This is a genomic window from Saccharothrix sp. NRRL B-16314 (assembly GCF_000716595.1).
Taxonomy (GTDB): Bacteria; Actinomycetota; Actinomycetes; order Mycobacteriales; family Pseudonocardiaceae; genus Actinosynnema.
In genome coordinates, this window is the sequence record NZ_JNXC01000024.1 from 24000 (window position 1) to 36931 (window position 12932).

Annotated in this window: 13 protein-coding genes; 10 read left to right on the forward strand and 3 right to left on the reverse strand. The window is 69.7% G+C overall.

From position 1 onward, the window contains the following. Positions 1 to 121 precede the first annotated feature (121 nt). The 4 genes from OQ02_RS28630 to OQ02_RS28645 are packed head-to-tail and all read left to right on the forward strand — an operon-like array spanning position 122 to position 4722. The gene (locus OQ02_RS28630; RefSeq protein ID WP_033441728.1) at positions 122 to 1477 is read left to right on the forward strand and encodes an ABC transporter substrate-binding protein; all 1356 of its coding nucleotides are present in this window, start codon (positions 122 to 124) and stop codon (positions 1475 to 1477) included. Beyond that, positions 1477 to 2346 (forward strand): carbohydrate ABC transporter permease, encoded by an 870-nt coding sequence (locus OQ02_RS28635; RefSeq protein ID WP_033441729.1) that lies wholly within the window; start codon positions 1477 to 1479, stop codon positions 2344 to 2346. The genes OQ02_RS28630 and OQ02_RS28635 overlap by 1 nt, the downstream gene beginning before the upstream one ends. Next, positions 2343 to 3182, forward strand: coding sequence for a carbohydrate ABC transporter permease (locus tag OQ02_RS28640; protein ID WP_033441730.1), 840 nt, complete (start codon positions 2343 to 2345; stop codon positions 3180 to 3182). Before OQ02_RS28635 ends, OQ02_RS28640 begins: the two co-directional genes overlap by 4 nt. Positions 3183 to 3207: 25 nt before the next feature. Next, positions 3208 to 4722 (forward strand): glycoside hydrolase family 13 protein, encoded by a 1515-nt coding sequence (locus tag OQ02_RS28645; RefSeq protein ID WP_033441731.1) that lies wholly within the window; start codon positions 3208 to 3210, stop codon positions 4720 to 4722. Here the strand turns inward: OQ02_RS28645 and OQ02_RS28650 are convergent. Next, entirely contained in the window at positions 4712 to 5215 is a 504-nt protein-coding gene (locus tag OQ02_RS28650) for a MarR family winged helix-turn-helix transcriptional regulator (RefSeq protein WP_051772904.1), read from the reverse strand. The genes OQ02_RS28645 and OQ02_RS28650 overlap by 11 nt on opposite strands. A gap of 107 nt (positions 5216 to 5322) precedes the next feature. Between OQ02_RS28650 and OQ02_RS28655 the strand changes: the two genes are divergently transcribed. The 6 genes from OQ02_RS28655 to OQ02_RS28680 all read left to right on the forward strand — a co-directional run bounded on the left by OQ02_RS28655 (position 5323) and on the right by OQ02_RS28680 (position 11650). After that, a complete protein-coding gene (locus tag OQ02_RS28655; protein ID WP_033441732.1) occupies positions 5323 to 6384 on the forward strand; it encodes an alkene reductase in 1062 nt (353 codons plus the stop codon). Between the two features lie 334 nt (positions 6385 to 6718). Next, on the forward strand, positions 6719 to 7480 hold the full coding sequence (locus OQ02_RS28660) for a DeoR/GlpR family DNA-binding transcription regulator (protein ID WP_033441733.1): 762 nt from the start codon (positions 6719 to 6721) through the stop codon (positions 7478 to 7480). A gap of 67 nt (positions 7481 to 7547) precedes the next feature. Continuing rightward, on the forward strand, positions 7548 to 8888 hold the full coding sequence (locus tag OQ02_RS28665) for an ABC transporter substrate-binding protein (RefSeq protein ID WP_033441734.1): 1341 nt from the start codon (positions 7548 to 7550) through the stop codon (positions 8886 to 8888). A 40-nt stretch (positions 8889 to 8928) separates the two neighbouring features. Beyond that, entirely contained in the window at positions 8929 to 9867 is a 939-nt protein-coding gene (locus OQ02_RS28670) for a carbohydrate ABC transporter permease (RefSeq protein ID WP_442973686.1), read from the forward strand. Further along, positions 9864 to 10664 (forward strand): carbohydrate ABC transporter permease, encoded by an 801-nt coding sequence (locus OQ02_RS28675; RefSeq protein WP_033441736.1) that lies wholly within the window; start codon positions 9864 to 9866, stop codon positions 10662 to 10664. Before OQ02_RS28670 ends, OQ02_RS28675 begins: the two co-directional genes overlap by 4 nt. After that, complete coding sequence (locus OQ02_RS28680; protein WP_033441737.1) at positions 10661 to 11650, forward strand: zinc-dependent alcohol dehydrogenase family protein; 990 nt, start codon at positions 10661 to 10663, stop codon at positions 11648 to 11650. The genes OQ02_RS28675 and OQ02_RS28680 overlap by 4 nt, the downstream gene beginning before the upstream one ends. Before the next feature lie 63 nt (positions 11651 to 11713). Here OQ02_RS28680 and OQ02_RS28685 read toward each other — a convergent pair whose 3' ends face one another. Together OQ02_RS28685 and OQ02_RS28690 are read right to left on the reverse strand one after the other, a co-directional pair. Then, entirely contained in the window at positions 11714 to 12367 is a 654-nt protein-coding gene (locus tag OQ02_RS28685; RefSeq protein ID WP_033441738.1) for an LPXTG cell wall anchor domain-containing protein, read from the reverse strand. Positions 12368 to 12451: 84 nt separating this feature from the next. Further along, positions 12452 to 12844 carry a nuclear transport factor 2 family protein gene (locus OQ02_RS28690; protein ID WP_033441739.1) on the reverse strand — a complete coding sequence of 131 codons (393 nt, stop codon included), beginning with the start codon at positions 12842 to 12844 and terminating at the stop codon, positions 12452 to 12454. Positions 12845 to 12932 lie beyond the last annotated feature (88 nt).

A 12932-nucleotide genomic window follows, 5' to 3' on the forward strand; every position in this document is an offset into this window, starting at 1 on the left:
CGTGCCGGGTCAGCTTACGGCTTGATGTAGATAAGTTGCGAGATTCCGTCCACATCTTGCGGATCGGTGTTAGGTCGACTTACCGTGTGCGCCACACCACACCCGAGGAGGGTCCGCCCCCATGAACGCATCCAGCCTCCGCAGAGCGGCGGGGTTGCTGCTGGTAGGCAGCCTGAGCCTGACCGCCGTCGCGTGTTCGCAAGCCGCCGACACCGGCGCCGCCGGCGGCAAGGTCACGATCTCCGTCAACGGCCAGCCGCCGCAGACCCAGGCGTTCGACCGCAAGGTGTTCGACCAGGACGTGGCGGAGTTCGAGGCCGCGAACCCGGACATCGACATCGAGCCGCACGAGGGGTTCATGGACCCCAAGACGTTCTCGGCGAAGCTCGCCGGCGGTCAGCTGGAAGACGTGTTCTACGCGTACTTCACCGACCCGGCGAACCTCATCGCCCGCAAGCAGGCCGCCGACATCACCGAGCACGTCAAGGACATGCCGCACTACGACGCCATCCGGCCCGAGCTGCGCGACGTCTTCAGCAAGGACGGCAAGGTCTACGGCGTCCCCACCGCCAACTACTCGATGGGCCTGCTCTACAACCGCGCGCTGTTCACCCAGGCGGGCCTGGACCCCGACCAGCCGCCGAAGACGTGGGACGAGGTCCGCGAGGCCGCCAAGAAGATCACCGCGCTGGGCGGCAACAAGGTCGGCTTCGCCGAGTACAGCAAGAACAACCAGGGCGGCTGGCACTTCACCGCGTGGATGTACTCCGTCGGCGGGCAGATCGCCCGCCAGGACGGCGACAAGTGGGTCGCGGACTTCAACGACGACAAGGGCCGTGCAGCCCTCCAGCACCTCAAGGACATGCGCTGGACCGACAACACGATGGGCGAGAAGCAGCTGCTCGTCATCGAGGACGTCCAGCAGATGATGGGCGCGGGCCAGCTCGGCATGTACCTCGCCGCGCCGGACAACGTGCCGACCCTGGTCAACCAGTTCAAGGGCGACTACGCGAACTACGGCCTGACCGGCATCCCGGACGGCGAGGGCACGCTCATCGGCGGCGAGGGCTACATGCTCAACCCGAAGGCCACGCCGGAGAAGATCAAGGCCGGGCTGAAGTGGATCCAGTGGAAGTACCTCAACCCGGACCGGTTCGAGAAGAACCTCCAGCGGTACAAGGACGAGGGCCAGCCGATCGGCCTGCCGGTGCCGCCGGTCGCCGACATCTGGACCGGTGACATCGCGGCCAGGCAGGCGGAGCTGAAGGAGAAGCTGGCGACCGTGCCGGTGGCGAACTTCAAGTCCTACGTGGACGCCACGCCGAAGGGCCGGATCGAGCCGCCGAACGCCCAGCAGGTGTACGCGATCCTGGACAACGTCATGCAGGCCGTGCTCACCGACCGCGACGCCGACGTGGCCAAGCTGCTGGCGGACGCCGAAGCCAAGGTGAACCCCGTCCTGGCACAGGTCAAGTGATGCGCCGCCGCGTCGCGGAGAACCTGGCCGCGTACGGGTTCCTGTCCGCCGCGCTGATCTGCTTCGCGGTGTTCTCCTGGTACCCCATCGCGCGCGGGGCCGTGCTGGGGTTCCAGCAGGTCGACTTCGTCTCCGACCCCGCGTGGGTCGGCTGGGAGAACTTCGAACGCCTCTTCGCCGACCCCCTGTTCGCCACGGCGTGGCGCAACACCCTCCTGTTCACCGCGTTGGCGCTGGTCTTCGGCTTCGTGGTGCCGTTCCTGCTCGCGGTCGTGCTGAACGAGCTCAAGCACTTCAAGGCGTACTTCCGGCTGGTCGTGTACCTGCCGGTGATGCTGCCGCCGGTCGTGGCCGCGCTGATCTGGAAGTGGATGTACGACCCCGGTCCGGGCCTGCTCAACTCCGCGTTGCGCGGGCTCGGGCTGGACGGGGCGGCGTGGCTGGACAGCGCCGACACGTCGATGCTGTCGCTGGTGATCGTGGCGACCTGGGCGAACCTCGGCACGGCCACGCTGATCTACCTGGCCGCGTTGCAGGGCATCCCCGGTGACCTGTACGAAGCGGCCGAGCTGGACGGCGCGGGCGTGCTGCGCCGGCTGTGGCACGTCACCGTGCCGCAGACCCGGTTCGTGCTGCTCGTCCTGCTGCTGTTGCAGATCGTGGCCACGATGCAGGTGTTCACCGAGCCGTACGTGATGACAGGCGGCGGGCCGGAGGACTCCACCGTCACCGTCCTCCTGCTGCTGTACCGGTACGCCTTCTACTACAACGACTTCGGCACGGCCAGTGCCCTGAGCCTGTTGCTGCTGCTGGTGCTCGGCGCGTTCACCGCGCTGTACCTGCGGGTGACGCGGAAGGCGGACGCGTGAGGACGCTGATCGCACCCGGGCGTCGACGTGCCGGGTACACCGCCACCCTGGTCGTCACCACGATCGTGCTCACCGCGGTCTTCGTGGTGCCGCTGCTCTGGGTGGTGGTCTCGGCGATGAAGACGGCCGTGGAGCTGGCCCGCGTGCCGCCGACGATCGTGCCGGAGACGTGGACGCCGGGCACGTACGCCGAGGCGTGGGACCTGATGGACCTCGGCCGGTACTTCGTCAACACGATCGTCGTCGCGGTGGGCGTGTGGGCGGTGCAGCTCGCCGTGGACGTGCCCGCCGCGTACGCCCTGTCGCGCCTCAAACCCGTGCTGGGCAAGGGGATCCTCGGCATGATGCTGCTGACCCTGATGATGCCCGCCGCGGTGCTGCTCGTGCCCACCTACCTGACCATCGCGGACCTCGGGCTGCTCAACAACCCGGTGGCGCTGTGGCTGCTGGGCGCGGCGAACGCGTTCACGGTGTTCCTGCTGAAGCGGTTCTTCGACCAGCTGCCGGTGGAGGTGCTGGAGGCGGCCCGGATCGACGGCGCCGGTCAGCTCACCATGCTGTGGCGGATCGTGCTGCCGCTGTCCAGACCGATCCTGGCGGTCGTGTCCATCTTCGCGGTGGTGGCCGCGTGGAAGGACTTCATCTGGCCGCTGCTCGTGTTCTCCGACCCGGCGCGGCAGACGCTCAGCGTGGCGTTGCAGCGCTTCGCCCCCGACACACCGGTCAACCTGCTGCTGGCCGGCCTCGTGCTGTCCAGCGTGCCCATGATCGGCCTGTTCCTGGTGTTCCAGCGGCACGTGCTGGCGGGTCTCACCGCCGGCAGCGTGAAGGGCTGAACACCTCACCGAGGGAGGATTCCACATGAACTGGTGGCGCGGTGCGGCCATCTACCAGGTGTACCCGCGCAGTTTCGCCGACGGCAACGGAGACGGTGTCGGTGACCTGGCGGGACTGCGGCGGAGGCTGCCCTACCTCGCCGAGTTGGGTGTGGACGCGATCTGGCTCAGCCCCTGGTACCCGTCGCCGTTGGCGGACGGCGGCTACGACGTCGCCGACTACCGCGACATCGAGCCGGTGTTCGGCACGCTCGTGGAGGCGGAGAAGCTGATCGGCGAGGCGCACGCGGTCGGCCTGCGGGTGATCATCGACATCGTGCCCAACCACTGCTCGGACCAGCACCCGTGGTTCCAGGCGGCGTTGCGGGGCGAGGGCCGTGACCGGTTCTGGTTCCACGAGGGCGACTCGCCGCCGAACGACTGGCAGTCGCGGTTCGGCGGCCCGGCGTGGAGCCAGGCCCCGGACGGCTCGTGGTACCTGCACCTCTACAGCCCGGAGCAGCCCGACCTGAACTGGACCAACCCGGAGGTGCGGGCCGAGTTCGAGTCGATCCTGCGCTTCTGGCTGGACCGGGGCGTGGACGGGTTCCGCATCGACGTGGCCGACGGGCTGGTCAAGGACTTCACCAAACCGGACGCCGACCTGCCGTACTCCGACCAGGACGGCGTGCACGACATCTACCGGTCGTGGCGGGAGGTGCTGGACGAGTACGCGGACGAGCGGGTGTTCGTCGGCGAGATGTGGCTGCCGGACCCGGAGCGGTTCGCCCGCTACCTGCGCGCGGACGAGCTGCACTCGGCGTTCAACTTCGACTTCCTCTGCTGCCCTTGGGAATCCGGTGAGCTGCGGCGGGTCATCGACGGCACGTTGGCCGCGCACGCGCCGGTCGGCGCGCCGCCCACGTGGGTGCTGTCCAACCACGACGTGACGCGGCACGTGTCGCGGATGGGGCGTGCGGACACGTCGTTCGACTTCGGCCGGCGGCAGCACCTGACGCCGACGGACCTGGAGCTGGGCGCGAAACGCGCGCGTGCCGCGATCATGCTGACCACCGCGCTGCCCGGCTGCGTCTACGTCTATCAGGGCGAGGAGCTGGGGCTGGAGGAGGTGGACGACCTGCCCGACGAGCTGCGGGAGGACCCGGTGTGGGTGCGGTCCGGGCACACCGACCGGGGGCGTGACGGGTGCCGGGTGCCGATCCCGTGGGGTGAGGGCGGGCCGTCGTGGCTGCCGCAGCCCGAGCACTGGGAGTCCCTGTCGGTGGCCGCGCAGACCGGCGACCCGGGCTCGATGCTGGCGCACTACCGGACCGTGCTCGCGCACCGGCGTTCTGAGGCGGCGCTGGGTGACGGGCCGATGGAGTGGCTGGACCTCGGGCCGGGCGTGGTCGCGTTCACCCGCGGCGCGGACTTCGCGTGCGTGCTGAACCTGTCCGACTCGCCCGTCGCGCTGCCCGCGCACGACGAAGTGCTGCTGACCAGCGGCCCGCTCGTGGACGGGGCCGTGCCGACCGACACCGCCGCCTGGATCAGGCTCTAGGGCCGTCCGGGCACGCCCGGTGCGCCCGGCTCGCCAGGTTCGACTCCAGCAGGCCGAGCACCCTCAGGGTCTCGGCCTGCTGGTCGTCGTCCAGGTCGCCGACCGTGGCCTCCTCCAGCTCGCGCCACATGCGTTCGACCTGGTGGCGCAGGGCCTGGCTGGCGGCGGTCGGCTCGATGAGCGCGGCACGCCCGTCCGTCGGGTCGGGCGTGCGGCGCACGAACCCCGCGCGTTCCAGGCGCTGCACCGTGCGGGTCATGGTGGGGGAGTCCGCGCCGAGCGCGCCGCAGAGGTCGGACTGCCGCCGCGGGCCGCTCTCCCAGAGCTGCATCATCACGAGTTCCTGGCCCGGGTGCAGCCCTGCCTGCCTGAGCAGCTGAGCGGCGAGCAGGCGGTGCAGACGGGCGATGCGGACGATGACATGGCTGATCGGACTGTCCTCCGCGCCCTGAGGAGCGGCTTCTGACGTGGGGTTTTGTCCGTTCGGTGCCATGGCACGAGTCTAGCCGTCCGCAATGGTGAGCGTCGTCACAGAGCTGGTCGGAATGGATTTCGGGTTGATCGCTGTTCGGACAGGTAAACAGCACCCTGGAGGAAGCCGTGAGCACCGCGTTCGAGCCGTTCGACCTGGCCGGCACCAAGTTGGCCAACCGGATCGTGATGGCGCCGATGACCCGCAGCCGTGCGTACGACACGGTGCCGACGCCCGTCATGGCCGAGTACTACGCCCAGCGCGCCACCGCCGGGCTGATCATCACCGAGGGCATCCAGCCGTCCGTCGTCGGCCAGGGGTACACGCACACGCCGGGGCTGCACAGCGCGGAGCAGATCGAGGGCTGGCGCGGCGTCACGGACGCGGTGCACGCGGCGGGCGGGCGGATCTTCGCGCAGATCATGCACGCCGGCCGGATCGGCCACCCGAGCCTGCTGCCCGACGGCCTGCACCCGGTGAGCCCGTCCACGGTGCGCGCGGACGGACAGCTGTTCACGGGCACCGAGATGCTCGACTACCTGCCGCCGGTGGAGCTGTCCCCGGCGGACATCGAGGCGACCATCGCGGACTTCGCCACGGCCGCCCGCAACGCGATCGAGGCCGGGTTCGACGGCGTCGAGCTGCACGGCGCCAACGGCTACCTGCTGCACCAGTTCCTCGCGGACAACACGAACCTGCGTGACGACGAGTGGGGCGGCTCGATCGAGAACCGCATCCGGTTCGTGGTCGAGGTGGTCCGCGCGGTGGCCGAGGCGATCGGCGCGAGCCGCGTCGGCCTCCGGATCTCGCCCGGGAACCCGTACAACGACATCGCCGAGGTGACCCACCGCGAGCTGTACCCGGCCCTGGTCGACGCCATCGACCCGATCGGCCTCGCCTACCTGCACATCGCCGAGCAGGACGAGCGCGCGTTGACGGTGGAGCTGCGCAAGCGGTTCTCCGGCACCCTGATCCTCAACCCGTACACGCCCGAGGGCGTCACCGGCCCGGGAGAGCTGAGCCTGCTGGACGACGGCATCGCCGACGCCCTCGCCTTCGGCGTGCTGTTCCTGGCCAACCCGGACCTGCCCGCCCGCCTGGCCAAGGGCGGCCCGTTCAACGAGCTGGACCAGACCAGCTTCTTCGGCGGCACCGAGAAGGGCTACACCGACTACCCCGCCCTCGCGTGACGTCACCTGACCTGACCTGACCTGAGCGTTGAACTCAGGTGTTCCGAACGTAGGACACGCGTGTTCCGAACGTAGGACTCACGCGGGGTGTGTGTGCAGGCCCCCGGGTTCGTGGACCCGGGGGCCTGCTTGCGTTGCGTTGGGGTGGGAACGGGCACGGATTCGGGCAGATTCGGGCACAAAATCACCCGATTGTGTGTGTTCGGTCAGGCGAAACGGGCGCAACTCGGGCATCGTTCACCCTGTTGTGGCGCTGGCCACACTATTTCTGCGGTGTTAAACCTTATGCGCGGCCCGAACGGGCAGTGAAGGTCCGAGTGGGCAGGGAGACGACGTGCGAGCGGACGAGCGCAAGCGCCGCATCCTCGCCCGGGCTCGGGCGGACGGCCGGGTCGACGTGGCCGAGATCGCGGCCGAACTGGAGGTCGCGCAGGAGACCGTGCGGCGCGACCTGCGACTGCTGGACGACCACGGCCTGATCCGCCGCACGCACGGCGGCGCGTTCCCGGTGGAGAGCGCCGGCTACGAAACGGGCCTCAAGTTCCGGTCCGCGTCGATGGTGCCGGAGAAGCGGCGGATCGCCCGGGCCGCCGCCGACCGGCTCGGTGACGCGGAGACGGTGTTCATCGACGAGGGCTACACGCCGCAGCTCGTCGCGGAGTCCCTGCCCACCGGCCGGCCGCTGACCGTGATCACCGCGTCGCTGCCGACCGCCGCCGTGCTGTCCGAGGTCCCGTCCACGGCGGTGCTGCTGCTCGGCGGACGGGTGCGCGGTCACACGCTGGCGACCGTGGACCACTGGGCCACCCGCATGCTGTCGGAGATGGTGATCGACCTCGCCTACATCGGGGCGAACGGCATCTCCCGCGAGCACGGCCTCACCACACCGGACCCGGCGGTGGGCGCGGTGAAGGCCCAGGCCATGACGTCGTCCCGCAGGCGGATCTTCGTCGGCGTGCACACGAAGTTCGGCGTCGCGAGCTTCCACCGGTTCGGTGGCGTCTCCGACCTGGAGGCGGTCGTCACGGATTCCGTGCTGCCCGCGGGCGAAGCGCACCGCTACGCCCTGCTCGGACCGAAGGTCGTCCGGGCCTGATCCAACCAACGCAGAGGCCCCGGAGTACCAGGGGTCTGCTTCCCGCTCGCCCAAGGAAGGCAAGACGATGAAGTCATTGCGGTATGGCGGCCTGTTGGCCGCGGTGCTCCTGGCCACGACCGCGTGCGCCGGAGCGGGCGGCGGGGGCGGCGCCGACAACTCGATCAACGTCCTCATGGTGAACAACCCGCAGATGCAGGACCTGCAGAAGCTCACCGCGGACAACTTCACCAAGGACACCGGCATCACGGTCAACTTCACCGTGCTGCCCGAGAACGACGTCCGCGACAAGATCAGCCAGGACTTCTCCAGCCAGGCCGGCCAGTACGACGTCGCCACGATCAGCAACTACGAGACGCCGATCTACGCCAAGAACGGCTGGCTCACCCCGCTGGACGACCACGTCGCCAAGGACACGGGCTTCGACCAGGACGACATCCTCGAACCGATCCGCCAGTCGCTGACCGCCGCCGACGGCAAGGTGTACGCCCAGCCGTTCTACGGCGAGTCGTCGTTCCTCATGTACCGCAAGGACGTGCTGGACGCCAAGGGCCTCACCATGCCCGAGAAGCCGACGTGGCAGCAGGTCGCCGACATCGCGGCCCAGGTCGACGGCGCGCAGCCCGGCATGAAGGGCATCTGCCTGCGCGGCCAGCCCGGCTGGGGCCAGCTGATGGCGCCGCTGACGACCGTCGTCAACACGTTCGGTGGCACGTGGTTCACCAAGGACTGGCAGGCGCGGCTCGACGCGCCGGAGTTCAAGGAGGCCACCAAGTTCTACGTGGACCTGGTCCGCGCGCACGGCGAGGCCGGCGCGCCGCAGGCCGGGTTCGCCGAGTGCCTGAACAACATGACCCAGGGCAAGGTCGCGATGTGGTACGACGCCACGGTCGCCGCCGGTCTGCTGGAGGCCGAGGACTCGCCGGTCAAGGGCAAGCTCGGCTTCGCCCAGGCGCCGGTCGTGAAGACGGAGAGCTCGGCGTGGCTGTACACGTGGGCGTTCGGCATCCAGAAGGCCAGCAAGAAGACCGACAACGCGTGGAAGTTCGTGTCCTGGGCGTCCGGCAAGGGGTACGAGGAGCTGGTCGGCAAGACGCTGGGCTGGTCGAAGCTGCCGGACGGCAAGCGCTCGTCGACCTACCAGCGGCCCGAGTACCTCGCCGCGGGCGGGTCGTTCGCCAAGCAGGCGGAGGCGGCCATCGCGGGCGCCAAGCCGACCGACCCCGGCGTGCAGGAACGGCCCGCGAGCGGCATCCAGTTCGTCGGCATCCCCGAGTTCACCGACCTCGGCACGCAGGTGTCGCAGAAGATCAGCGCCGCCATCGCCGGGTCGTCCACGGTGGACGCCGCGTTGGCGGAGAGCCAGGCGCTGGCCGAGGTCGTCGCCAAGAAGTACCGGGGCAACTGATGGGCAACCCGACCCCCATCGGGAGGCCCCGGTGACCGCCGTGCGGGAGGTGGGGGCGACGGCCAAGCCGACGCCCCCGGCGCGGACCAGGCAGTTGACGGCGGCGGCGCGCTGGGCTCGGCGCGCCCCGCTCCTCCCCGCCCTGATCTTCACGATCGTGGTCACGCAGCTCCCGTTCGTGGCCACGCTGATCATCTCGCTGATGCGGTGGAACTCGCTCGACCCGGCCAACCGCGGGTTCGCGGGCGTCGACAACTACACCGCCGTGTTCACCGACCCCGACCTGCGCTCGGCCATCGGCACCACGGTCGTGCTGACCGCGACCGTGGTGCTGGTCAGCCTCGTCCTCGGGCTCGGGCTGGCCCTGCTGCTGGACCGGAAGTTCGCCGGCCGCGGACTGGTGCGGACGATGCTCATCGCGCCGTTCCTGGTGGTGCCGGTCGCCGCCGCGCTGCTGTGGAAGCACGCGCTGTACAACCCGGAGTACGGCCTGTTCAACGGCGTGCTGACGTGGCTGTTCGGCGCGGACGCCGCGCAGCCGGAGTGGATCAGCGGCATGCCGCTGATCGCCGTCGAGGCGTCGCTGGTGTGGCAGTGGACGCCGTTCATGATGCTGATCCTGCTGGCGGGCCTGCAAAGCCGCCCGCAGGACGCGGTGGAGGCCGCGCGCATCGACGGCGCCACGGCCTGGCAGGTGTTCCGCTACCTGACGCTGCCGCACCTGCGCCAGTACCTGGAGCTGGGCGCGCTGCTCGGGTCGATCTACGTCGTGCAGAACTTCGACGCCGTCTTCACCATCACGTCCGGCGGTCTGGGCACGGCGAACCTGCCGTACACGATCTACCAGACGTTCTACCAGGCGCACGACTACGGCCAGGCGTCCGCGGCGGGCGTGGTCGTGGTCGTCGGGTCGATCGTCATCGCCACCTTCGCGCTGCGCGTGGTGTCGTCGCTGCTCCGTGAGGAGGTGCGGGGATGAACCGGATCTGGGGCGTCTTCGCCTGGTTCGCCGGACTGCTGTTCTTCGCGCCGGTCGCGTGGATGGTGCTCACGTCCCTGCACAGCGAGCCGGACGCGGCGACGAACCCGCCGTCCCTGGCCGCGCCCATCACGTTCGACAGCTACGCCGCGTTCTTCGACTCCGAACCGTGGCCGCCGCTGATCAACTCGTTGAGCGCGTCCATCGGCTCGACGGTGCTGGTGCTGCTGCTGGCGATCCCGGCGGCGTACGCGCTCTCGATCAAGAAGGTCGAGAAGTGGTCGGACGTGCTGTTCTTCTTCCTGTCCACCAAGATGCTGCCCGTCGTCGCCGGTCTGCTGCCGATCTACCTGGTCGCGCAGTACACCGGGATGCTGGACAACATCTCGTTCCTGGTCGTGCTCTACACGTCGATGAACCTGCCGATCGCGGTGTGGCTGATGCGGTCGTTCCTGGCCGAGGTGCCCGGCGAGATCCTGGAGGCCGCCGCGCTCGACGGCGCGGGCCTGGTCACCACGCTGCGCCGGGTCGTCGCGCCGGTCGCCATGCCCGGCATCGCCGCGACCTCGTTGATCTGCTTCATCTTCAGCTGGAACGAGTTGCTGTTCGCCCGCGTGCTGACCGGCGTGGTCGCGGGCACCGCGCCGGTCTACCTCACCGGGTTCGTCACCAGCCAGGGCTTGTTCCTGGCCAAGGTGTGCGCCGCCGCCGTGGTGGTGTCGCTGCCGGTGCTCGTCGCCGGGTTCGCCGCCCAGGACAAGCTGGTCCAGGGCCTGTCGCTGGGAGCCGTGAAGTGAGAGCAGCCGTCATCACCGGGGTCGGCGCGGTGGAGGTCGCCGAGGTGCCGGACCCGGCGCCCGGCCCGCGCCAGGTCGTCGTCGACGTCGCGGCGTGCGGGCTGTGCGGCACCGACCTGCACATCCTGCAGGGGGAGTTCGCGCCGACGCTGCCGGTCGTGCCGGGGCACGAGTTCGCGGGCGTGGTCGCCGAGATCGGGTCGGACGTCACCGAGCTGGTGGTGGGCGACCGGGTCGCGGTGGACCCCTCGCTGTACTGCCACGAGTGCCGGATGTGCCGGTCGGGGCGCAACAACCTGTGCGAGCGGTGGGCCGCGATCGGCGTCACGACCGGTGGCGGCGCGGCCGAGTACGCGCTCGCGCCGGTGGCGAACTGCGTGAAGCTGCCCGACCACGTCCGCACCGAGGACGCCGCGCTGATCGAGCCGCTGTCGTGCGCGGTGCGCGGTTACGACGTGCTGCGCTCGCGGTTGGCCGAGCGGGTGCTGATCTACGGCTCCGGCACGATGGGCCTGATGATGCTCCAGCTCGGCAAGCTCACCGGCGCGTCGTCCATCGAGGTGGTCGACCTCAACCCGGACCGGCTGGCCACGGCCGAAATGCTGGGCGTCAGCGCCACCGCGACCTCCGCCGACGAGCTGGACCGGCCGCAGGGGTGGGATGTCGTCATCGACGCGACCGGCAACGAGAAGGCCATCCAGGACGGGCTGGGGCGGGTCGCGAAGGGCGGCACGTTCCTCCAGTTCGGCGTCTCCGACTACGCGGCGCGGGTGACCATCGACCCGTACCGCATCTACAACCAGGAGATCACCATCACCGGGTCGATGGCCGTGCTGCACTCGTTCGAACGCGCGGCCGACCTGTTCGCCACCGGTGTGCTCGACCCGGAGGTGTTCATCAGCGACCGGTTGCCGCTGGCGGACTACGGCTCGGCGCTGTCGCGGTTCCAGGCGGGTCAGGGGCGCAAGATCCAGGTGCTGCCGTAGCCGGGCTCGCACAGCACTCGGCCCCGGTCACGCGCACGTGACCGGGGCCGATTCGCGTCGGTGCTAGCTGTTCGCCGCGCGCCGGCGCAGCACGATCAGCAGGGCCGCGCCACCGCCGAGCAGGACGAGGCCGATCACCAGCGGGATCGCGATGCTCGCGCCCGTGTCGGCGAGGTCGTCACCCGTGTCGGCGACCGGCACGACCTCTGCGGTCGTGGTCGTGGTGACCGGCGTCGTGGACTCCGGCGTGGTCTCCACCGTCGTCTCGACCGTGGTGGTGGTCGGCGCGGTGGTCGTGACCTCAGTGGTGGTCGTGGTGGTCGTCGTGGTGGTGGTCGGCGGGACGACCTTCACGCACGCCGGGACCTCGGGCGTGAACTTCTTCGTCCAGCCGCGGTCGCCGTTCGGGTCGTCCCACGCCTTGACCTCGACGGTGAACTTGTGGGCGACGTCGCCGGGTCGGGTGTAGACGGCCTCGAACTCGTGGCCGAAGGTCCTGTTCTCGACCTCCTCGCCGTCCACGGTCACCTTGACCGTGTTCGTCTTGTCGCCGTTGACCTGGTAGGCCTTCAAGCTGACGGTCAGCGTGCTCTTCTCGCCCTCGCAACCCGGCGTGAAGACCGGGGTGTGCGCTTGCGCGGGCGCGGCGGCGAACACGGACGCGGCGATGGCAGCGGTGAGGGCGCCGAGGAAGGCGCCGACTCTGGCGATCTGCATGGGAAGGGCTCCTGAGGGAAGGGCTGAGGAGAACTGCGCCACACTATCGGTGGACAGATAACAACCCGATCCGGGGTTGCGTGATTACTTTCCGTTGATCTTCACTGCTGGGTCCACCCCGGACGCCTTGCGCGCCGCGTCGAACGGCAACCGGTCGAAGACGATCCGGACGCGGGTGATCCGTCCGTCCCGGACGGTCAGGTGCTCGGCGCCGGGGGCACTGGCCACCGGCGCGGTCCGGGTGTCGTACATCAACAGCGCGGTCTCGTCGTCGCCGAACGCGGCGATGAGGGTCGTGCCGACGACGATCCGGGTGAACGGGCCCATGAAGTCCCGGAAGGCGGCGGCGCCCTCGATGCGCCCGGCCGGCGCGTCGCACACGACGTCCTCGGCGACGTAGGTCATGGCGCGGTCGAAGTCGTGGCCGGTCCACGCGCGGTGGTAGGCGAGCGCGGTGTCGAGGGCGGTGCCGGTCATGGTGGTTCCTCTCGTGACGGTTCGTTGGTTGGACACCGCCGGCGCGTCGAACGGAACGGTCCGGGCCGGATCCGACCGATCGTGGCTG

Bases quoted from the DNA above. Each gene is read 5' to 3' on its own strand.
- OQ02_RS28630 (WP_033441728.1), top strand. From the start codon at position 122: ATGAACGCATCCAGCCTCCGCAGAGCGGCGGGGTTGCTGCTGGTAGGC.
- OQ02_RS28635 (WP_033441729.1), top strand. From the start codon at position 1,477: ATGCGCCGCCGCGTCGCGGAGAACCTGGCCGCGTACGGGTTCCTGTCC.
- OQ02_RS28645 (WP_033441731.1), top strand. From the start codon at position 3,208: ATGAACTGGTGGCGCGGTGCGGCCATCTACCAGGTGTACCCGCGCAGT.
- OQ02_RS28650 (WP_051772904.1), bottom strand. From the start codon at position 5,215: ATGGCACCGAACGGACAAAACCCCACGTCAGAAGCCGCTCCTCAGGGC.
- OQ02_RS28665 (WP_033441734.1), top strand. From the start codon at position 7,548: ATGAAGTCATTGCGGTATGGCGGCCTGTTGGCCGCGGTGCTCCTGGCC.
- OQ02_RS28675 (WP_033441736.1), top strand. From the start codon at position 9,864: ATGAACCGGATCTGGGGCGTCTTCGCCTGGTTCGCCGGACTGCTGTTC.
- OQ02_RS28685 (WP_033441738.1), bottom strand. From the start codon at position 12,367: ATGCAGATCGCCAGAGTCGGCGCCTTCCTCGGCGCCCTCACCGCTGCC.
- OQ02_RS28690 (WP_033441739.1), bottom strand. From the start codon at position 12,844: ATGACCGGCACCGCCCTCGACACCGCGCTCGCCTACCACCGCGCGTGG.